Below are 21,779 nucleotides of genomic sequence, written 5' to 3' on the forward strand. Positions count from 1 at the left end.
AAATTTAGTTTTCTCTTTTATTATAAATGATATCGAAATGGTTAACTAAATATACATATGACATTTTAATATAAAAAAACCTCCCTTTTAGGAAGGCTCTTCTACATTTTTAAATAAACTCACTAATAACGCTTTTTGAGCATGCAATCGATTACCAGCTTGCTCAAAGACGATAGACTGCGGTCCATCTATAATTTTTCCTGTTACTTCTTCTTCACGATGGGCAGGTAAACAGTGTAAGAAACGATATGTTTGCTTCGCATGCTTAACAAGTTCGTTATTGATTTGGTAAGGTTGAAATAAAGAATATTTCTCTTCTTCGCCCTCTTGCCCCATGCTCATCCAAACGTCAGTATAAATGAAATCTGCTTCATTCACCGCTAATTCAGGATTATGCAAAACTTCAATCTCAGCTCCTGTTTCCTTGGCAATCGCTAACGCTTTTTTTACAATCTCTTCATTCGGTTCATATCCTACAGGCGTTGCAACAGTCATATGCATTCCGACTTTTGCACTCGCTAGCAACAATGAATGACATACATTATTTCCGTCACCTACGTAAGCCAATTTTATTCCTTTAAATGTATTTGTTTCTTCATATATTGTCATGAGGTCTGCCAATGCTTGACAAGGATGATGATCATCCGTTAAACCGTTAATAACAGGAATGCTCGATTCTTTTGCAAGCTCTTCTACATCCGCGTGCGAGAATGTACGTATCATAATCCCGTCAATATACTGCGATAATACTTTCGCAGTATCTGAAACAGTTTCTCCTCTTCCCATTTGCATCTCTTTTCCACTTAAAAACATACCATGTCCCCCGAGTTGTACCATTCCCGCTTCAAAAGATACACGAGTACGAGTTGAATGCTTATCAAAAATAAGCCCTAATATTTTGCCTTGTAATAAAGGCTCTTGCTTATTCTTTTTTAAATATATAGCGAACTCAATTAAAGAAATAATTTCTTCTTTCGTTAATTCTTCTAGTGTTAAAAGATCTTTCGTATTTAATTTCGGTACTTGTACAGTTGACATGAAACTTCCCCCTTATATGATTGATACGTTTTTTGTACAAACTACTTTTTTTATTATATATACTGCCTGTTCTAACTCTTCATTCGTGACAATGAGTGGCGGTAATAGTCTTATAACATTAGGGCCTGCTTGTAATACGAGAAGCCCTTCGTTTTCTAGTTGTTCTATAAAACTTGCAACTTCATGCTTACACTCAATCCCAATCATAAGCCCTTTACCACGTATATTTTGAATACATTCGACATGCTGTAATTCCTCTTGCAACTTCTCTAATACGTACTCGCCTTTTTCTTGTACTTCTTTTAAAAACGATGGTTTTTTACTCACTTGCAATACTTCTTTCGCTGCAGCCATCGCGATGTAATTCCCGCCAAAAGTTGAACCGTGTGATCCTGCAGTAAACGACGTTCCGAGCTCTTTCCCGCCAATCATCGCTCCGACAGGAATCCCATTCCCAAGTGCCTTTGCAACGGTAACGATATCAGGCTCTATTCCCACTTGTTCATAAGCGAATAGTGTTCCAGTTCTTCCTATCCCCGTTTGTACTTCGTCTATAATAAATAAGGAACCGAACTTATTACATAATGTTTCAATCTCTTTCAAAAAAGATAGATCAGCAGGTATTACTCCTCCCTCTCCTTGAACTACTTCTACCATTACCGCCGCAACTTCTTCATTCATTACTTCCTCTAATGCTTTAATATCGTTAAAAGGGATATGTAAAAAAGATGGAAGTAATGGACCAAATCCTTCTTTTACCTTATCTTGGCCTGTTGCACTCATCGTTCCAAATGTTCTACCGTGAAAAGACTGCTGGCATGTTACGACGAGAGATTTTCCAGTATGCTTACGTGCTAACTTTAAAGCCGCTTCATTTGCCTCTGCCCCACTATTACAGAAAAACACATAATCTAATGCTCTATTTTCTGTTAATAATGACGCAACTTCTTCTTGTAAGCTGTTTGTAAACAGGTTAGATATATGCCATATATCATCAAGTTGCTCTTGTACACCTTTGAGAACAGTAGGGTGACAATGTCCTAAATTACATACGCCAATTCCTGATGTGAAATCTAAATATTCCTTACCGTTATTATCAATAACTTTCGTTCCAGTTCCCTTTACAAACTCAATAGTTCTTCTGCCATACGTTTGAAAAAGATGACTCGTCATGCAATACTCACGCCTTTCGTTACCGTCGTTCCAATACACTCTCCCGTAACCTCAGTAAAATCTTTTGTACCATTCACAATACTTATCTTTTGCACTCCCATTTTTAATGATGCTAGTGCCGCCTGTACTTTCGGAATCATCCCACCTGTAATAACACCTGTTTCTATAAAAGTTGCAATTTCAGATTCATCCGTTTCCTTTACCAAATTCCCTTCATGTAATATTCCATCTACATCCGTAATAAAAACAAGCTCTTTTGCCCCTAACGCGGCCGCAATCCCAGCCGCAGCATTGTCCGCATTTATGTTATAAATTTCATTACCATTTACCCCGATTGGAGCAATAACAGGAATATACTCCATATTTATTAATCCTTTTAATAAAGCTGTTTCTACATAACTTACTTCCCCTACATATCCTATCTCTTCGCTGACAGGTTGAACTTGAAGTAAATTGCCGTCACACCCTGAACAACCTACCGCAAGTAAATTATGCTTTTGTAAATTCATTACGAGTTTTCTATTCGTACTTCCGCATAGCACCATTTGAACAACATCCATAACTTCTTTTGGTGTTACGCGTAATCCATCTCTTTTTTCTACGTTGATGTTACAATCTTTTAATTTGGCATCAATTTCTGGCCCACCACCATGAACAATCACTACTTTATACTTCTGTTGCAATTTCTTTATACATTCAAAAAACACATCATTTAATTGATTCAACATACTACCGCCGCATTTCACTACCATATAATCGCTCATCTTCTCTCTCCTTATGTACGATAACAAGCATTTATTTTCACATATTCATAGCTTAAGTCACAGCCCCAAGCTGATCCTGTCTCTTCACCTAAGTGTAAGTACACATTAATCACTATTTCATCTTCTTGTAATCTCTCTTTCATTTCTTCTTCAGAAAATATTTGAGGCTCACTATTTTTTAATACCGATATAGATTGAAGAGTAATGTCAATTGTGTTCGGATTAATAACTACTTCACTTTGTCCAATACTGCTAATAATTCGCCCCCAGTTTGGGTCTTCACCATGTATTGCTGTTTTCACAAGACTCGAACCGACTATTTGCTTTGCAATTTTTTTTGCCTCTTTATTCGTTTGAGCTCCTAGCACATTTACTTCTATTAACTTCGTAGCGCCTTCACCATCTTGCGCAATTTTTTTTGCTAAATCTTCACATACCTTCTGTAAAGTACATACGAAAGTTTCCCAATCTGTATGTTCCATATTTATCGGGCTTGTTTCTGATAATCCACTTGCCATAACGATGACCATATCATTCGTAGAAGTATCTCCATCTACCGTAATTTGATTAAATGTATGATTCGTAATTTGGGATAATGCTGTTTGCAATACGTCATGCTCTATATGAGCATCTGTCGTAATAAAACTAAGCATCGTTGCCATATTCGGATGAATCATCCCTGAACCCTTTGCAACACCCGCAATCGCCACTTTCTTCCCATCAATAATCATTTCATAGCAAGTTTCTTTCGTGATAAGATCCGTCGTTAAAATTGCTTCAGAAAAAGAATACGCTCCACTTTCTTCCTTCGTCGGTATAAGAGTTGCAATCCCCTTTCGAATTATATCCATCGGCAGTGGAACACCAATTACACCTGTTGAAGCTACTGCAACGTAATTTTCTTTCACTCCAAAATGTTCCGCCCCTAACGCGCGCATCTCGTATGCGTCTTGTAATCCTTGCATTCCAGTACAAGCATTTGCATTTCCACTATTAACGATAATTGCTTGTAACTTCCCTTCTGCCGTTATACTATCCTTCGTTACTTGCAAAGGGGCTGCTTGTATTTGATTCGTTGTATACACAGCGGCACATGATGCTGGTACGTCACAAACGATTGCCCCTAAATCCTTTTTCTCCTTTTTCAGACCATTTACAGTACCAATTGCCGAAAAGCCTTTAGGCGTTACAATTGAACCATTTTCTAATTTTGTAATAGACGCTACTTTAATCATCATGTCCCCCTTATAGATAAAGCGGCATATGTTGTAAACCTGTTGTCTCTTCTAGTCCCGCTATTATGTTTGCATTTTGAATCGCTTGCCCAGCCGCGCCTTTCATCATATTGTCTATAACAGAAACGACTGTAACTCTTTCAGTTCTTTCATCGTAAGCTATGCCAATATCACAATAATTTGAGCCTCTCACTTCTTTTGGACTTGGAAATTTCCCTTGCGTACAAATTCGGATGAAAGGCGATTGTTCATACGTTTCTTCATACAATTTTTGAAGTTGCTTTATTTCCATCTTTTGTTTTACTTTTGCATAAAGTGTAATCATAATTCCTCGTGATATCGGTATTAAATGTGTGCTAAATGTAATTGGCTGTGATCCATTATTCCATTCTGTAAGCATTTGCTCAATCTCTGGAACGTGCTGATGCTCATTCACTTTATAAATGTGCAAGTTATCATATAGCTCAGGAAAGTGAGTCATTGTTGTTGGTGTTTTACCTGCTCCTGATACCCCTGATTTCGCATCAATAATAATCGAATCTTCTTCAATCATGCCGCTACGTACTAACGGCGCTATCGCTAGCAATGTGGCTGTAGCAAAACATCCTGGGTTTGCAATTAAATTTGCCTTTTGAATCTCAGTCCTTTTCCATTCACTTAACCCATACACTGCTTTTCTAAGAATTTCTTCTTTCGCTGCTGGCCTTTTATACCACAGTTCATATGACGAAGGATCTATCATACGAAAGTCTCCAGATAGGTCAATTACTTTTAAACCTTCTGCTACTAACTTGGGAGTTAACTCCGCTGATACTCCTGCTGGTGTTGCTAGAAATACGATTTCTGCTTCTTTCCCTATTGTCTTCACATCAATTTCTTGTAACGTATGAAAAAGGACATTTCGAAGATGCGGATATACATTTGTTATACACTCACCAACTTGCGAAAAAGAATGAAGAGATGCTATAGAAAAATATGGATGTTGTTCTAATAAACGAATTAATTCAATGCCCCCATATCCAGTGGCTCCAATAATTGCGACTTTCATAAGTTCCTCCTCAAATCGATTCTTTAAATTAAGTATGATTATAATATTGTATATTTATAGAGTCAATTAAATATTTATAAATTTTTAAATCTAAAAAAACTTAATTTTATTAGAAAAATAATATACTCAACCGAATTTTTATACAAAAATAGTGCATAGTAGTTTTTTTATTTCACTTCAAGTACAATAAAACAATACATACGTACATACAGGCGGGAAAAAATATGAACGAAAAATTAATTGAGAAAATGATTATAAAAAGTTTTCAGCAATATCAATGCAGTCCAATATCAAAAGAAGATCAGGAAATGCTAGTGAAACATATTCAAACGGTGACTCATTCAAATATTGAAATTGATTTATACGAGGAGATTGAGGATATTGTTTATGATTATGTGACTGGAAAACAATAAAAAATAGGAGATTTCCATGTGGAAATCTCCTATTTTTTACTTAATGATTTACCTGCTACACGTTCAAATAAACCTGGGAATAAAGCATAAAGTTTTGGACCAATTCCCATCCACTTCGGTAAGTTTACTTCACGTTTTTTCGTGTGCATCGACTTTACGATTTGTTCTGCTACGTATGTTGGTTTTAACATGTAACGTCCCATATTCTTTACATATGTACCAGATTGATCCGCTATTTCAAAAAAGTTTGTATCTATCGGACCTGGATTAATTGCTGTAACATAAATATCTGTATTCGCTAATTCCATGCGTAAACTATTCGTAAATCCTAATACAGCATGTTTCGTTGCTGCATACGCACTTGATTTCGGAGTTGCAATTTTTCCGGCAAGTGAAGCAATATTAATAATATGTCCTTCGTTCTTGTTTACCATATAAGGTAGTACCGCTTTCGTACATGCTACTAATCCAAATACATTTACTTGGAACATATCTTTTACTTCACCCATTGACGCATCTTCAAACGTTTTAAAAATACCAAATCCCGCATTGTTTACTAATATATCAATACGTCCCACTTCTTGTAATACCTTTGAAAAAACAGACTGTACTTCCATCTCTTCACTTACATCTAATACATAATAATAGCAAGGCGTATTATAAGTTTCTTTAATTTTGTCTACTAACGCTTGTAGTTTCTCTTCTGTTCGAGCCATTAATACTGGAGTCGCTCCCTGTGCTGCAACTTGCATTGCAACTTGCTCACCAATCCCACTAGAAGCACCTGTAATGACGATTACTTTATTTTGTAAACGTCCTGTCATTGCTGTCACCTACTTTGCATAATAAATCAATTGTTGCGATGACTCATCAATCATCACTTGTTGATTATATGCTAAATAGTCCAATTGTCCAACCGTTTCTGAAATAGTAAGTGGTAATTGTTCTTTATATAATACCGGAAATAGTTTTACACATACTTCAAATGCTGTCATTGGTTTTTCCTTTAATAACTCAAGCACTTTAAAAGCACGTGTTTCTTGCTTTTGTAATCTCGTTTCAATAAGTTGTTTCACATTTAGAACATCTTCCCCATGCCCTGATAAAATGCGTGAAATATTCATTTCGCTTAAACGCTGTAATGTTTGATTATATTGTAGTAATGGGCGTGCCCGCTCTGTTTGCCCTTCATATGGCGGTTCTAGTATTGGATTCGAAGAAATATGACTAATGAGAGCATCTCCACCAATTAATATTCCATCAGATTCTCTATATAAAGAAATATGAGTAGAAGCATGACCTGGTGTTTCAAGTACTGTAAATCCAGGCAAAGAATCAATACGATCTCCTTCTCTCACAGTATGCGTTAACGATCTATTACAAGAATATTTAAGTGTCCTCGTCGTCAATAACGACTCGTCTTTCAAAAATGCTGCTGGCACACCAAACTGTAAGGCCGTCTCTCTAAAAAATTCATGATACCGCTTTAAAAATTCTGGATTTTGTGTAATCCAAGGCTCATTCCAAGGATGTCCAATAATATTCGTCTTCTCAGAAAATATATTTAAAAGTCCACAATGATCTGCATGATGATGCGTAATGACTACTGTTTCAATATCTTCTATCGTATGTCCTAATGCACCTAATTGACTTTCTAACGCATTCCTTGCCTCTTCTGTATTCGTCCCTGTATCAATTAATGTTAATGTCTCCCCCTCAACTAAAAACACATTCACAGTTTCCACTGCAAATGGTACAGGAATCTCCATTCGGTGAATCGCCGTCATGCTTAGCCCCCCTGTCTCTTTCCGGTTCAAAAATGAATACTTCTTCAGTTTACAACTTCTATATATATTTGTCATTATTTTCAGATAAAAAGAGGTGTTTCCTATAAAAAAACGAATGTATGTACATTTATAAGAATTTCTAACCAAAATTAAAGGAGGAACATCATGTCTATTCAAAACATTTCCTTTCTCGGTGCAGGCTCTATTGCCGAAGCTATTATTGGTGGCTTGTTACATGCAAATGTCGTTAAAGGTGAACAAATTACTGTAAGTAATCGTTCTAACGAGACAAGATTACAAGAGCTACATAAAAAATACGGTGTCAAAGGTACTCATAATAAAAAAGAATTACTTACTGATGCAAATATTCTTTTTCTAGCAATGAAACCAAAGGATGTTGCAGAGGCGCTTACCCCTTTTAAAGAATACATAAATAATAACGTGCTTATTATTTCATTACTAGCAGGTGTTTCTACTGACTCAATTAGAAAACTACTTCAAAAAGACGTTCCAATTATTCGTGCAATGCCAAATACATCCGCAGCCATTTTAAAATCAGCTACCGCTATCTCCCCTTCAAAACATGCAACAGCGGAGCATATTCGCACTGCAACATCTTTATTTGAAACAATTGGTCTCGTCTCTGTTGTAGAGGAAGAAGATATGCATGCTGTCACTGCATTATCCGGAAGTGGACCTGCTTATATTTATTACGTAGTGGAAGCTATGGAAGAAGCTGCAAAAAAAATTGGTTTAAAAGAAGATGTTGCAAAATCACTTATTCTTCAAACGATGATTGGTGCTGCTGAAATGCTAAAAGCAAGTGACAAACACCCTTCTATTTTGAGAAAGGAAATTACTTCTCCTGGTGGAACTACCGAAGCAGGTATTGAAGTATTACAAGAACATAAATTTCAACAAGCACTTATTTCTTGTATTACACAGGCAACGAAACGATCACATAATCTTGGAAAAACATTAGAACAACTAACAAAAGAAAAATAGAAAAAGGAGCTCAAGTTTATTTGAGCTCCTTTTTCTATAATTACACTTAGTTATTGTTCTTCCCAAAAATCTCTTCTTGCAGGCGACGACCAGTCGGCGTTGCTGCAAGTCCACCTTCTGCTGTTTCACGAAGTGCTACTGGCATCGTTTGTCCGATTCTAAACATTGCCTCAATTACTTCATCACATGGAATTGTACTCGTTACACCAGCTAATGCTAAATCTGCTGAAATCATCGCATTCGCAGCTCCTGCTGCATTACGTTTTACACAAGGTACTTCTACAAGTCCTGCAACAGGATCACACACTAAACCAAGCATGTTCTTTAATGAAATTGCCATCGCTGTAGCTGCTTGATCTTGTGTTCCACCAGCCATCTCAACTGCGGCTGCAGCCGCCATTCCACTTGCTGAACCAACTTCAGCTTGGCATCCTCCCGCTGCACCAGAAATACAAGCGTTATTCGCAACAACCATACCGAAAGCTCCTGCTGTAAATAAGAATTCAATCATTTCTTCACGTGTAGGCTGCAATTTTTCTCTTAGTGCAAATAGTACACCTGGCACTGTTCCAGCAGACCCTGCTGTTGGTGTTGCACAAATAATTCCCATCGCCGCGTTTACTTCATTTGTTGCAACAGCTTTGCTTACTGCGTCCAAAATCGTATCTCCTGATAAGCCTTTTCCACTCTTCATATACGCTTGAACTTTTACAGCATCTCCACCAGTTAAACCAGTTGGTGATTTCACGCCGCGAATACCACGTTCTACTGCTTGCTCCATCACTACTAAGTTCTTTTCCATACCAGCAATTACTTCTTCACGTGAAATACTTCTTGTTTCCATTTCACATTGAATCATAATTTCTGCGATTTTTACATTTTGTTCTTTAGCTTGCGCCACTAGTTCCGCTGCGTTCCGAAACATGGTGTGTCCCCCCTGCAATTATTCCATAATAGTTACTTGACAAATATTTTGTTGCGCTTTTATTTCTTCAATTACTTCATCTGCTAATAATTCATCTGTTTCAATGACCATAAGCGCTCTTCTTCCTTTTTCTTTACGAGAAACACTCATTGTACTAATGTTAATCTCATGTTTCGCAAGGATTGAAGCTACCGCTGCAATAGCACCGAAGCGATCGTTATTTACAATAAGTAGTGCTGGGCTCGTGCCTGATAATTGAAGATCGAATCCGTTTAATTCTACAACTTCAATTTTACCGCCACCAATTGAGCAAGCAACAACTTCAATTTCATCTTCACCTTTATACAAACGAATTCTCGCTGTATTTGGATGAGGTGCATTGGCATCTTCTTCAATGAATTCCACTTCAATTTCGCGCTCTTTTGCTATTTCTAGCGCCTCTGGAATACGTAAGTCATCTGTTTCAAATCCTAATATTCCACCGATTAGTGCTACATCCGTACCATGCCCTCGATACGTCTTTGCAAATGATCCATATAACGAAATGCTTACTCTTTCTGGTTCATGACGAAACAGCTGGCGAGCAACTTGCCCCATTCTTGCCGCGCCTGCTGTATGTGAACTTGATGGTCCAATCATAACTGGACCGATAATATCAAATACTGAGCGATACTTCATCATAACTCCCCCTAAACCTCTATGAAAAAATTTATTCTACTATTCTATTAAGTTGCTACATCTGTCGCTTTTCCAGTTGTACCACGAATTTGTTCTGCTGTACGAATTGGATAGTTTTTGAATAAAAGTAATCCAATATAACCTGAAATAATACCAGTTATCATACTACATAAGAATCTTAGCATTATTTTCATTTAAAAATGATACAAGATGATCCAGAATAAAGTCTGGTAGCAATCCAAAGTTTAACACAGAAGCCATTGCAAGCATAGCATAAACAAGTGATATAACCATTGCTAATGCAACTAAATTTGCACCCGCTATTCCGCCTAGACTACCTGCTGATGTTCTGAACTCTTTTAAAGAGTGGTGTACCAATTAAATCTCCACCACCTTATTAATAAAAAGCTTCTACTAAGGAACTCGCAATAGCTACACTTGCTAATCATATCGTTTAGCTAAAAAGTGAAAAAGACTTATGACAAATAATAGTAATATCTTTCCTATTATAATTCTCGTGTTACTCTCTCATGATTTAGTCAACTTCACTTGTTACGATAATGACTAAAATACATGCGACTTATCATAAATTATAATCTGCCCTCATTATAGCTTGTTTTTTATAAAACGCTTACTTTTGTTGAATTTTAAAAGTTCTGAATAACAGTCCATTTCTGCTATTTGTATCACTTGTATGTCATCTGACTTATATAACAGTTTTTCTAAATAATCATTATTTCGTATTTTTATCGTATATATTCAAACCATTCTAATTTTCTGTACCATCCAAGTATAAGTATAAAATAATAACAGTTTTATTTTTAAATTTTTTTAGACATAAAAAAATGGTAACCCGCCGTTACCATTTTTTACAAAATTATTATTTTTCTACTGGGAATGATTTCAAATCTGTCGCTATTTCTGTATTAGAAAACAACTCTCTAGCCTCTTTCAATAATTCCTTATATGTATCTCCTTGATAACGAGAACTAATGTGAGTTAATATTAGTCGCTTCGCATTTGCCTGAAGTGCAATGCTCGCAGCTTGCTTAGATGTAGAATGAAAATAATCATACGCTTGTTGCTCATCTTCTGCTGCGAAAGTCGCTTCATGGACAAGTACATCTGCATCTTGCGCAAGCTCCCTACTCGCTTCGCAATATCGCGTATCACCTAAGATAGTAATAATTCTTCCTTTTTGAGGTGGGCCGATAAACTCATTTCCATTTAATATCGTGCCATCCTCTAATTCAACTACTTCACCATCTTTTAAACGTTTAAAGATTGGACCTGGTTTCACACCCATCTCAAGCAACTTATCAACTAAAAGAGCACCTTGTATATCTTTCTCTACAATACGATATCCAAAGCATTCTATACCGTGTGACAATCTTTTCGTTTCTACATAAAATTCATTATCTTCAAATACGGTACCTTCTTCTGTTATCTCCACAACTTCAAGTGGATATTTCACATGTGTCGTACTTACCGATAATGCCACTTCAATAAATTGTTTAATTCCTTTCGGTCCATACACCGTTAAAGGCGTAGTTCCTCCTTGAAATGAACGGCTACCTAATAAACCAGGCAATCCAAAAATATGATCGCCATGTAAATGCGTAATAAATATTTTTTCAATGCGGCGCGGACGTACAGATGTATGTAATATTTGATGTTGCGTGGCCTCGCCACAATCAAATAACCAAGTTTGTCCTCGTTCTTCTAACAATTGTAAAGCAATTGCTGAAACGTTCCTTCCTTTTGAAGGAACACCTGCACCAGTTCCTAAAAATACAAATTCCACTTTCTTTCCTCCAGCTCTAAATATACTCTATCTCTCATCTTACGGAATGTTATTTCAAATGGCAAATTGAATTTACATAACCAATCATCTAGACAACTATATAACACGAACATTATACTTAAAAAATTTAGCAATCGTTCGTGTTTTGTGTTAAAATGATTATACTACATTTTAAGGGAGCGTTTTATTATGAAAGAAGTATTTCGTTTACAAACTGATTTTTCATCTTCATTTGATCGCTGGGTAAGTTCTTTCGTGTCTGATCACCCAGCACAATTAGAATGGACAACTTTAAAGGAATTAATCCATGAATATACAACATCACATACAAATGATACGTTACCAGCATATATTTCTTCAGCTTTAACATATTACGCCCAACGCGTTTCAACTACAAACAGTTCAGAGATTGTTATTTTTGAAAACCCTACAATCTCGTAATCTATAATAAAAAAGCACTGGTTACAGTGCTTTTTTATTTATACTTATTTAGCAAATGATTATATTCCGTCCAAAAGTCGGTATACATACTTCGCTCAAACTCATTTGAAATTATCTTTTCACTTGATTTATTAAATAATTCTTTTGCTTGTAGTGCAAAAGAAACAATTTGTTTTCTATATTCATTTTCATTTACTTCTATATGAAGCCCTTCATAGTATATAGCCTTTTGATCAGTAGAAATAACTTTGACAAAATCCTTTAAAACCACATTTTCACCTATATGGTTTATAGTCCAATGAATTGAAATTGGGCATCCTAACATGAGCATAGTGCCACATCCGTGCAAAATAAGCCCCTCTTCATTTTCAATATCACAAATATATTCTTTATCTAAAGTTCGTAACAGAGCTAAAGCTGATTCACTTATTCCCCATTCCTCATCCATACCTGTTTGTGTAATAATCGTTCCATCCACATTTAAATAAATTTCCCCGTGAGAACATAAATCTTCCTGCTCATTAAACAACCACTTTTGATTCTCAATATTTATAATAAAATTTTGTGGTCCCATTACAAATTCCCCTTTTATAAAAATATTTATTTTTCATATTATTTATAATCAATATCATACATTTCATCCCACATATCTATTATAAATCCGTTTAATATTTTAAAAACACAGATAAAAAAGATATTGACACTACAATTTTACAGTGCTAACATTCAACATGTAATTGAATATGGTCTCTGTTAGGTGAGGCTCCTGTATAGAGAAACGCTGCTGCCCAAAAATGTCGAGAGACGCCAATGGGTCAACAGGAAAGGTCGGAATGAAGGCCTTTTTTAATGTAGCTGGTTTCAGTACCTATGCTATACAGTGCTAAAACTCAACGAGGGAGAGGTGCATGTATTTTGTCATACACAAAAACTGTTTTTATTTATGTCTACTAACAGTCTTTGTTGTGGACTCTTTTAACTGCGAATTCAGACCTTTACTCGTTTTGAGTAAAGGTCTTTTTACGTCTATATGCACCTTACTATGAAACAAACATAGCATATTCAGAAACTACTAAATTGTACGGAGGTGAGGAACAGTTGGCAATTGATGATTCGGCCCAGATACCCATACGTTTTACATTCATATTTCATCATGTAGGTAGGAAAGAAACTGTTCCTCACCATTTCAAATAGTTAGGTAACAGATTGTTTCCTCCTTCATGACAGAGGAGGAACTACCGATGTTTAATTTACAAAGACAAGAAACAAAGCATGCTTATGAGCAAGATAGCATGAAAACAAATAACGAATTATTAGTGGAGGTTGCAACACAAGATGTAAGCTCTGCGTTAAAACTTTTAGAAACAACACAAGATGGATTATCTAAACAAGAAGCGTCTCGTAGACTTTCTTTATATGGTCCGAACGAAATAGCTCATAATAAAATGGCACCGTGGTACATTCAATTTCTGTCGGCATTTAAAAATCCATTTATTTTCGTTTTATTAGCTCTTGGAGCACTCTCCTTTTTCACGGATGATATGCAAGGAACAATTGTCGTATCTGCAATGGTACTACTTAGTGCAACAATTCGGTTTTCCCAAGAATTTCGTTCTCAAAAAGCTGCCGATAATTTAAAAGCTATGGTTCGAACAACTGCAAGCGTATTTAGAATAAATGGATTTGTACATGAAACAAAAAATGTAACGAATTTAAATCGAAATTACACAACAGAAATTCCAATTGAGGAACTTGTACCTGGCGATATCATTTCCCTTTCAGCCGGTGATATCATTCCAGCTGATGTGCGTATTGTATCCGCTAAAGATTTATTTGTTAATCAATCTTCTTTAACAGGGGAAGCACTTCCTGTAGAAAAATACGAACACTGCTACCATACAGAAAATAAGCATATCTTACCGACAAACATGAAAAAAAATTACAATCCACTCGATATGGAAAACCTTTGTTTCATGGGAACAAATATTGTAAGTGGTAGCGCAAAAGCTGTTGTCATCTCAACAAGTACCGATACGTATTTCGGCTCTTTAGCCAATAAGGTAATTGGAAAGCGTGTAGAAACAAACTTTGATAAAGGTGTAAACAAAGTAAGCTGGCTCTTAATTACATTCATGCTTATTATGGCACCTATTGTCCTTCTCATTAATGGATTCACAAAAGGTGATTGGCAAGAAGCTTTCTTCTTCGCTATTGCCGTCGCTGTTGGCCTTACACCTGAAATGTTACCAATGATTGTAACTGCTAATTTAGCTAAAGGTGCCGTTAAAATGTCTAAACAAAAAGTAATTGTAAAACAGCTAAATTCTATTCAAAACTTAGGTGCTATGAACATTCTTTGTACAGATAAAACCGGAACTTTAACAGAAGATAACGTTGTCCTTGTTCGTCACTTAGATCCCAAGGGAAATGAATGCAATCGCGTCTTGCAATTTGCCTATTTAAATAGTTTCTATCAAACTGGATTGAAAAATTTAATAGATAAAGCTGTTATTAAGCATACAGAGGAAAACAATACATTTAATCCATCAGCTTTTCAAAAGCTAGATGAAATTCCATTCGATTTCGCCCGCCGGCGTATGTCAGTCATCGTAAAGGATATTTCAGGTGAACATACAATGGTTTGTAAAGGTGCCGTAGAAGAAATTTTATCAATTTGTAACTACACTGAAGTGGATGAAAAAATCGTTCCACTCACCCAGAAAATACGTTCAAATGTCAAAAAAATAAGTGAGACACTAAATAGTGAAGGTATGCGGGTTATTGCTGTGGCTTATAAAAAAGATAGAAGAATAAATGATACAGAGTACGCAGTAAAAGACGAAACTGATATGATTCTCGCTGGATATATCGGCTTTTTAGATCCACCGAAACCATCTGCAGCAGCTGCAATTCAAGCATTACAAAAACATGGTGTACAAGTGAAAATTTTAACTGGCGATAACGAAATTGTTACAAGAAAGGTTTGTAAAGAAGTTGGATTAGATATCTGCGAACCAATCCTCGGTTACGAGATTGATTCTTTACCAGATAAAGCATTAGCAAGACTTGCCGAAGAAACGACTGTATTTGCGAAGCTTAATCCCATGCAAAAATCTCGTATTATACACGCATTACAAGGAAATGGACACACTGTAGGTTACATGGGAGACGGCATTAACGATGCTGTAGCATTACGTGAAGCTGATGTCGGAATATCTGTTGATACTGCTACTGATATTGCGAAAGAAGCTTCCGATATTATTCTACTCGAAAAAAGTTTAACTATATTAGAAGCAGGGATTTTAGAAGGACGTACTACATTCGGAAATATTTTAAAATATATTAAGATGACAGCTAGCTCTAACTTCGGTAATGTGTTTAGCGTGTTAGTAGCAAGTGCTTTCATTCCTTTTTTACCGATGCTTGCCATTCATCTTTTAATTCAAAACTTACTTTATGATATTTCACAACTTTCTATTCCATGGGACAAAATGGATAAAGAGTTTCTAGAAAAACCACGAAAATGGGATACTGCAAACTTACGAAACTTCATTATTTGTATCGGCCCAATTAGTTCTATATTTGATATTATCACATACGTAGTCATGTGGAATGTATTTGGTGCAAATACACCGAGCGAGCAATCATTATTCCAGTCCGGTTGGTTTGTCGTTGGGTTGTTAACACAAACTTTAATTGTTCACATGATAAGAACACAAAAGATTCCATTTATTCAAAGCACTGCATCAACACCAGTCGTTTTATTAACCGCTCTTATTATGGCAATCGGGATTTATATTCCATTCTCACCACTTGGTGCAGCCGTTGGTTTACAAGCATTGCCACTTAACTATTTCCCTTGGTTAGTAGGAATACTATTAGGCTACGCTTTTTTAACACAATTCCTGAAAAAGCTTTATATTAAAAAGTTTCATAGCTGGTTGTAAAAATAAGAATGAGTGGGTATCCCCCGCTCATTCTAAAAAACATAACACATATTATATATGGAGGTGACCATGATGGTATGGTACGACATTGTATTCAGGTTAGTTATAGCAATTATTGTAGGAGCTTGCATTGGAATGGAAAGACAATGGAGACACCGAATGGCTGGGTTACGGACAAATGCTCTCGTATCACTTGGTGCCTGTATATTTGTTTTATTATCCGTCATGCTTGATCATGATGCTAGCCCATCCCGCATTGCTGCTCAAGTCGTTAGTGGTATTGGATTTTTAGGGGGTGGCGTTATTATCCGCGATGGTTTTAGTATTAGAGGGCTAAATACAGCAGCTACTTTATGGTGTGCAGCTGCTGTCGGTACTCTTACAGGCGCCGGTTTCCTCGTTGCAGCTATATTAGGTGCAGCAGGCGTGTTACTAGCAAATATACTTCTTCGCCCAATTGCTCTTTTTATGAATAAAAAATCAAAAGAAGAATCACCAGAACAAACGAACTACTTACTTTCCCTTACTTGTTCAGAAGAAAATGAAGCACATATTCGTTTTTTACTTATGCATATGGTAAGTACAGAAGGAATCGGTTTAAAAGAGTTGTATAGTGAAGACGTAGATTCTAATCAAAAGGTGTGTATACAGGCTACATTACATTGCAAGACAAATGCGGCTATCTTAATTGAAAAAATAGTAAGTAGAATGCTATTAGAATCTGGCGTTACTGGAGCTGGATGGAAGACTTCTTTAAATTTAGAAGCGAGTTAACTAGGAAAGGTGTCATGATTTTACTACTTCATGACACCTTCTACATAAACTTATTTTCTAACTTTTGTTGAAACGACTTCTCTTGCTTACGTAGTAGTTGACTACCTCGTTGTAAAATCGGTGTTCCATACTTATCGTTAATTTGATCAATGACAGCAAGTAGTGGTTCTTTTTTCGCATCCTCTTCAAATGAAAATAAATCTAATTGTTTCACCGATTCTGTCTTCCACTCTATTTCAGTAGCTGTAACACCTAGTAAACGAACGGAATCACCATCCCAATGTTGCTTCCATAAACGGGATGCTGCTTGAAAAATATCGCGTTCTTCCCAAATTGCATTTTTCAATTGCTTACTCCGTGTTACTGTTCGCCTATCATGGTATTTAATCATAATTTGAATATTATAGCTAACAAGGGTTCGCTTTTGTAATCTTTTACTCACTGATTTTGATAACCGTTCTAACATATCAAGTAATTCTTTCTCTTCATCCATATCCTTTGAAAAAGTCATCGAGTTACCGACACTTTTATGTTGGCCCATTTGACTCGGATCCACTTCCCTATCATCCGTACCTTTTGCACGCTTTTGTAAATCAATACCGTGCTTGCCAATTTTAGCGCGAATGATATGCTCGTCTCCCTTCGCTAACTGTTCAATTGTATGTATATGAATTTCATTTAATTTTTCAGCTGTTTTTTCTCCAATCCCATGCATTGCTTCAACTGAAAGTGGCCAAATCATTTCTGGAATATCACGTTTTCGAAGTACGGTAATACCGAGAGGTTTTTTCATATCAGAAGCTGTTTTTGCTAGGAAAAGATTTGGAGCGATTCCGATACTACACGGAAGCTGCAACTCTGTTAATAGTGCTTGTTGAATCATCTTTGCTATTTCAAGAGGCGAACCAAGTGCGTAGCAATCTGTAATATCTAAATATCCTTCATCTATTGAGACTGGTTGTATCTTTTCTGTAAAACGAGAAAGGACTTGAAACATTTGAAATGAAGCTTCGCGATATAATGTGAAATTAGGACGCCTTACAACTAATTGCGGGCATAACCTTTTCGCTTCCCAAAGGGGCATCGTCGTACGTATTCCGTATTCCCTCGCCTCATAACTACATGTTATAATAATTCCTTTTCTCTCTTTTTCATTTCCAGCAACCGCTAATGGCTTTCCTTGTAATGATGGATCATGAGCAATTTCAACAGATGCGAAAAAGCAATTCATATCTACATGTAAAATAACACGACCATTTTTCGGATACATTTCTCGCATAGTACTCACTCCCTAATCAGAACGTTCGTTCTTTTATTATATCAAATTTTGCACAATAGTTATAATAATTACTTGTTCTTTTTTATAATCGATATAAATCGAAACTTTAATCAACTCTCACTAATCGGACTTTTACGGGCAGCAGGGCCCCCACCTAACTTCTTTACTTTCGCTGAATTTTGAGGTAGGGGTCTTACTGTCCGGCAAATAGCGGGATAAACTCAACTATACATTCCTTGTAGTTATATTAATCATTGCAATTAATTATTTACTACTTCCGATTTTCAATATGAATACGTTAAGGTTATTCCCTCGTCTAGTACATGTAGCAACAACGTATATACTTCCATAGTTTTTCTTATATTCGCTTATACGTCTTGTCAAAGCAATCGAATCAAAATAAAAAGCGTGTAAATCATAATTGATTTACACGCTTTTTCTATTCCATTACTTCGCTACTTCTTCAATAATTGCAACAACTAATTCTGCTGTTTTTGCTAATTCTTCAACAGGAATCTTCTCGTTTGTTGTATGAATTTCTTCATAACCAACCGCTAAGTTAACTGTTGGGATACCATGTCCTGCAATTACGTTTGCATCACTTCCGCCACCACTTTGGTGAAGAGAAGGTGTACGACCAATTTTTTCAGCTGCACGTTTTGCAACTTCTACAACGTGATCGCCATCAGCAAATTTAAATCCTGGGTACATAACGTTTACTTCAACGTCTGCATGACCGCCCATTTCTTTTGCAGTTGTTTCAAATGCTTCTTTCATTTTCGCAACTTGTGCTTCCATTTTCTCATTAATTAAAGAACGAGCTTCTGCAAAGATTTGTACATGATCGCAAACGATATTCGTTTGTGTACCACCTTCAAAACGTCCAATATTTGCAGTCGTTTCAGAGTCAATGCGACCAAGTGGCATCTTCGCAATTGCTTTCGCTGCGATAGTAATTGCAGATACACCTTTCTCCGGCGCTACACCAGCGTGAGCTGTTTTCCCGCGAATAATTGCGTTCACTTTCGCTTGTGTTGGAGCTGCAACAACGATTTCACCAACTTTTCCATCGCTATCTAATGCGTAGCCATATTTCGCTGTAATACGCTCACGGTCTAATGCTTTTGCACCAACAAGACCTGATTCTTCTCCGACTGTAATAATAAATTCTATTTTACCATGAGGGATATTTTTCTCTTTTAAAACACGGATTGCTTCGAACATTGATGCTAATCCAGCTTTATCATCCGCACCTAAAATTGTTGTACCATCTGATACGATATATCCATCTTTAATAGAAGGCTTAATTCCATTACCAGGAACTACTGTATCCATATGAGAAGTAAAGTAAATTGTATCAACACCATCTTTTGTTGCTGGTAAAGTACAAATTAAGTTACCTGCACCATGACCAGTTACAGCCATTGTGTCATCTTCAAATACTTCTACACCTAAATCTGTAAATTTCTTCGTTAATACTTTGCAGATTTCTGCTTCAAATTTCGTTTCAGAATCTACTTGTACTAATTCCATAAATTCATTTACTAAACGTTCTTGATTAATCATAAGACTGCGCCTCCTGCACTACCATTATGTATGTAACACTATTAATTATAACAGAATTTCGCAAAAGTTTCGAAATACAAGACAAAAAACAGATGGTTTACATGTCTAGATAACCATCTGCTTTCTATTACTCATTTAACAATACCCAGCGCATATGATCTTCCCACACGCCATTTACCATTAACATCTTCCTAGACACGCCTTCATATTGAAAACCTATCTTCGTTACTACTTGTATAGATGCTAAATTACGAGGCATAATCGGAGCTTCTATACGATGTAACTGAAATTCCCCAAAAGCAACTTGAATTGCTTTTCTAAGCGCTTCTGTCGTATACCCTTTGTTTAACTCTGCTTTATCTAATTTATAACTGAGTACACAAGATTGATAAATGCCACGAACGATTAAATTAAATGAAATACACCCAATTATTTTCGTATCATCACCCTTTTTAAAAATCCATAGTCTGATGATTTTCCCTTCTTCGAACTCTTTTCTATCCTTTTGCAACTTTTTCTTTTGATAATCTAGCGTAAAAAAATCATCCGGTCTATACTCTTCCCAAGCTTTTAAAAATTCACGATTTCTGTCGTAATATTGAAGAACTGTTTCAGCATACGACTCATCAATTTCCCTTAAGTATAAACGATCTGTTTCGTATATTTTCATCATCGTATCTCCATTCTTCAGCTTGCCCAACTAAAAATTAACAATATACCCTTTTACTATATTCTCTATACACACTCAAATTTCCTGTTATATTTTGCAATCCCCTCCCGAATTTTGTCCTCACTCTCCCCTTGTCCATAATTTCATTTCTCGTTACAATGAAATTGTACTGATTTGCAAGGAGGTATAACGATGCATAAAAAAGCTCAAAAAGTTATGGTTTATGTGATGCTGATTTCTATGCTTGTAACAACATTACTTGCTGGCGCGAGTATGTTTTGGTAAAAAGGGCGATGTGTTCGTCCTTTTTTTACTTTTTACACATGACAAAATAAACCATCTCGACATCGAGATGGTTTATTTTATATAAAACACAATCGCTACAATACTAAAGGAAAATGACATTACAAGTGCTATTACAAAACTTGTATATTGTTTCTGCTGAAATGCTCCAATAACAAAAGTTAGATTAAGCAATGCCATACATACAATCGCTACAAGATAAGAACATATATTAAAAGTTGCCAATATGAATGTAATAACAAATAGAAATCCCATAAAAAACTGCATATACGAAAGTTTTGGATTCAAGTACATATGAGCAACCCCTTTATCTAATTTTATCTTTCTATATTCTCATTAACGCACGGTTATGTACACATGTCAAGACAACTTATTATAATAGAAAAAGCCAACCTTTTCGTTGGCTTTTTCATATGCAACGGCTCCTTTTTCTTTTGCCAATTGCTGAAATGATTTTTTCGATTTCACAATCCATACTTTCGTTCCAATTGGAATGCGATCAAACAAATATTCCACATCGTTTTTCTTCATTCTTATACACCCTTGTGAAATATACTTTCCAATTGAACTCGGTTGGTTTGTTCCATGTATTCCATATTTACTTCCATCAGTTCCTCTTGCATTAAATCCAATCCACCTTGACCCAAGTGGATTTTTTGGCGACCCACCTGGAATATCCTTCGCAATATAATACGGATCCTTCGCTTTCATTACAACATCAAAAGTTCCTTCTGGAGTTAATTCATTCGTTTTCCCTGTCGCTACTGGAAAAACCTTTTGAATCTTCCCATCGTCAATGTAAGCTAATTTATTCGTTGCTTTATTTACAATAATAAAAGGATCTCCGGCACGTGGATTATCCCCAAGAGGCCAAATCGGCGATAAAGAAAGACATAATATGATAGAGAGAAGATACGGCATAGATAATT

23 protein-coding genes and 1 riboswitch are annotated in these 21,779 nt (G+C 36.1%); of the genes, 6 read left to right on the top strand and 17 right to left on the bottom strand.

All coding sequences use genetic code 11. The annotated features are described in order from the left end of the window. Window positions 1–87: 87 nt before the first annotated feature. The 5 genes from argF to argC are packed head-to-tail and all read right to left on the bottom strand — an operon-like array spanning window position 88 to window position 5,258. Window positions 88–1,038 (bottom strand): ornithine carbamoyltransferase, encoded by a 951-nt coding sequence (gene argF, locus ACUL40_RS12845; protein WP_000108865.1) that lies wholly within the window; start codon window positions 1,036–1,038, stop codon window positions 88–90. Window positions 1,039–1,050: 12 nt separating this feature from the next. Continuing rightward, a complete protein-coding gene (locus ACUL40_RS12850) occupies window positions 1,051–2,211 on the bottom strand; it encodes an acetylornithine transaminase (RefSeq protein WP_000200552.1) in 1,161 nt (386 codons plus the stop codon). After that, window positions 2,208–2,975 (bottom strand): acetylglutamate kinase, encoded by a 768-nt coding sequence (gene argB / locus ACUL40_RS12855; RefSeq protein WP_074047454.1) that lies wholly within the window; start codon window positions 2,973–2,975, stop codon window positions 2,208–2,210. Before argB ends, ACUL40_RS12850 begins: the two co-directional genes overlap by 4 nt. Before the next feature lie 11 nt (window positions 2,976–2,986). Further along, window positions 2,987–4,210: a bifunctional glutamate N-acetyltransferase/amino-acid acetyltransferase ArgJ gene (gene argJ / locus ACUL40_RS12860; protein WP_000598399.1), complete on the bottom strand. Its 1,224-nt coding sequence runs from the start codon at window positions 4,208–4,210 to the stop codon at window positions 2,987–2,989. A 10-nt stretch (window positions 4,211–4,220) separates the two neighbouring features. Continuing rightward, window positions 4,221–5,258: an N-acetyl-gamma-glutamyl-phosphate reductase gene (argC, locus tag ACUL40_RS12865; RefSeq protein ID WP_063220771.1), complete on the bottom strand. Its 1,038-nt coding sequence runs from the start codon at window positions 5,256–5,258 to the stop codon at window positions 4,221–4,223. 224 nt (window positions 5,259–5,482) lie between these two features. Between argC and ACUL40_RS12870 the strand changes: the two genes are divergently transcribed. Then, window positions 5,483–5,671, top strand: a complete 189-nt coding sequence (locus tag ACUL40_RS12870; protein ID WP_001003222.1) for a YqzH family protein — start codon at window positions 5,483–5,485, stop codon at window positions 5,669–5,671. A gap of 29 nt (window positions 5,672–5,700) precedes the next feature. On the opposite strand, the gene ACUL40_RS12875 is transcribed toward ACUL40_RS12870, so the two are convergent. Both ACUL40_RS12875 and ACUL40_RS12880 read right to left on the bottom strand, forming a co-directional pair. Continuing rightward, complete coding sequence (locus ACUL40_RS12875; protein WP_000147794.1) at window positions 5,701–6,495, bottom strand: SDR family NAD(P)-dependent oxidoreductase; 795 nt, start codon at window positions 6,493–6,495, stop codon at window positions 5,701–5,703. A gap of 9 nt (window positions 6,496–6,504) precedes the next feature. After that, complete coding sequence (locus ACUL40_RS12880; RefSeq protein ID WP_000125119.1) at window positions 6,505–7,458, bottom strand: MBL fold metallo-hydrolase; 954 nt, start codon at window positions 7,456–7,458, stop codon at window positions 6,505–6,507. Between the two features lie 165 nt (window positions 7,459–7,623). On the opposite strand from ACUL40_RS12880, the gene proI reads away from it, so the two are divergent. Next, entirely contained in the window at window positions 7,624–8,463 is an 840-nt protein-coding gene (gene proI / locus ACUL40_RS12885; protein WP_000027249.1) for a pyrroline-5-carboxylate reductase ProI, read from the top strand. Between the two features lie 46 nt (window positions 8,464–8,509). Here proI and sdaAA read toward each other — a convergent pair whose 3' ends face one another. From sdaAA to rnz, 4 genes are all read right to left on the bottom strand, one after another. After that, entirely contained in the window at window positions 8,510–9,388 is an 879-nt protein-coding gene (gene sdaAA, locus ACUL40_RS12890; RefSeq protein WP_000489461.1) for an L-serine ammonia-lyase, iron-sulfur-dependent, subunit alpha, read from the bottom strand. A gap of 18 nt (window positions 9,389–9,406) precedes the next feature. Continuing rightward, window positions 9,407–10,066 (bottom strand): L-serine ammonia-lyase, iron-sulfur-dependent subunit beta, encoded by a 660-nt coding sequence (sdaAB, locus tag ACUL40_RS12895; protein ID WP_000877445.1) that lies wholly within the window; start codon window positions 10,064–10,066, stop codon window positions 9,407–9,409. A 165-nt stretch (window positions 10,067–10,231) separates the two neighbouring features. Continuing rightward, the gene (locus ACUL40_RS12900; RefSeq protein WP_000233385.1) at window positions 10,232–10,444 is read right to left on the bottom strand and encodes a hypothetical protein; all 213 of its coding nucleotides are present in this window, start codon (window positions 10,442–10,444) and stop codon (window positions 10,232–10,234) included. Between the two features lie 502 nt (window positions 10,445–10,946). Next, window positions 10,947–11,870, bottom strand: a complete 924-nt coding sequence (gene rnz / locus ACUL40_RS12905; RefSeq protein WP_000397455.1) for a ribonuclease Z — start codon at window positions 11,868–11,870, stop codon at window positions 10,947–10,949. A gap of 189 nt (window positions 11,871–12,059) precedes the next feature. On the opposite strand from rnz, the gene ACUL40_RS12910 reads away from it, so the two are divergent. Further along, on the top strand, window positions 12,060–12,311 hold the full coding sequence (locus ACUL40_RS12910) for a DUF3932 family protein (RefSeq protein ID WP_000665709.1): 252 nt from the start codon (window positions 12,060–12,062) through the stop codon (window positions 12,309–12,311). Window positions 12,312–12,345: 34 nt separating this feature from the next. On the opposite strand, the gene ACUL40_RS12915 is transcribed toward ACUL40_RS12910, so the two are convergent. After that, window positions 12,346–12,885: a hypothetical protein gene (locus ACUL40_RS12915; protein ID WP_000529166.1), complete on the bottom strand. Its 540-nt coding sequence runs from the start codon at window positions 12,883–12,885 to the stop codon at window positions 12,346–12,348. 168 nt (window positions 12,886–13,053) lie between these two features. Further along, a riboswitch (M-box (ykoK) riboswitch) is annotated at window positions 13,054–13,221 on the top strand. A gap of 331 nt (window positions 13,222–13,552) precedes the next feature. Here ACUL40_RS12915 and mgtA point away from each other — a divergent pair. Then, window positions 13,553–16,258, top strand: coding sequence for a magnesium-translocating P-type ATPase (gene mgtA / locus ACUL40_RS12920; RefSeq protein WP_445422657.1), 2,706 nt, complete (start codon window positions 13,553–13,555; stop codon window positions 16,256–16,258). Between the two features lie 72 nt (window positions 16,259–16,330). Further along, complete coding sequence (locus tag ACUL40_RS12925; RefSeq protein ID WP_000262342.1) at window positions 16,331–17,032, top strand: MgtC/SapB family protein; 702 nt, start codon at window positions 16,331–16,333, stop codon at window positions 17,030–17,032. 40 nt (window positions 17,033–17,072) lie between these two features. On the opposite strand, the gene ACUL40_RS12930 is transcribed toward ACUL40_RS12925, so the two are convergent. The 3 genes from ACUL40_RS12930 to ACUL40_RS12940 form a co-directional block, all read right to left on the bottom strand. Beyond that, window positions 17,073–18,311 (bottom strand): DNA polymerase IV, encoded by a 1,239-nt coding sequence (locus ACUL40_RS12930; RefSeq protein WP_001208858.1) that lies wholly within the window; start codon window positions 18,309–18,311, stop codon window positions 17,073–17,075. Between the two features lie 447 nt (window positions 18,312–18,758). Further along, window positions 18,759–19,877: a tripeptidase T gene (locus ACUL40_RS12935; protein WP_000609803.1), complete on the bottom strand. Its 1,119-nt coding sequence runs from the start codon at window positions 19,875–19,877 to the stop codon at window positions 18,759–18,761. 127 nt (window positions 19,878–20,004) lie between these two features. Continuing rightward, window positions 20,005–20,550, bottom strand: a complete 546-nt coding sequence (locus tag ACUL40_RS12940; protein WP_001987197.1) for a GNAT family N-acetyltransferase — start codon at window positions 20,548–20,550, stop codon at window positions 20,005–20,007. Window positions 20,551–20,739: 189 nt separating this feature from the next. Between ACUL40_RS12940 and prli42 the strand changes: the two genes are divergently transcribed. Next, window positions 20,740–20,832, top strand: a complete 93-nt coding sequence (gene prli42 / locus ACUL40_RS12945) for a stressosome-associated protein Prli42 (RefSeq protein ID WP_000549040.1) — start codon at window positions 20,740–20,742, stop codon at window positions 20,830–20,832. Between the two features lie 72 nt (window positions 20,833–20,904). Here prli42 and ACUL40_RS12950 read toward each other — a convergent pair whose 3' ends face one another. Together ACUL40_RS12950 and ACUL40_RS12955 are read right to left on the bottom strand one after the other, a co-directional pair. Further along, the gene (locus ACUL40_RS12950; protein WP_000281167.1) at window positions 20,905–21,144 is read right to left on the bottom strand and encodes a DUF3894 domain-containing protein; all 240 of its coding nucleotides are present in this window, start codon (window positions 21,142–21,144) and stop codon (window positions 20,905–20,907) included. 66 nt (window positions 21,145–21,210) lie between these two features. Continuing rightward, entirely contained in the window at window positions 21,211–21,771 is a 561-nt protein-coding gene (locus tag ACUL40_RS12955) for a L,D-transpeptidase (protein WP_001146566.1), read from the bottom strand. Window positions 21,772–21,779 lie beyond the last annotated feature (8 nt).

The organism is Bacillus sp. KNSH39, assembly GCF_052656585.1.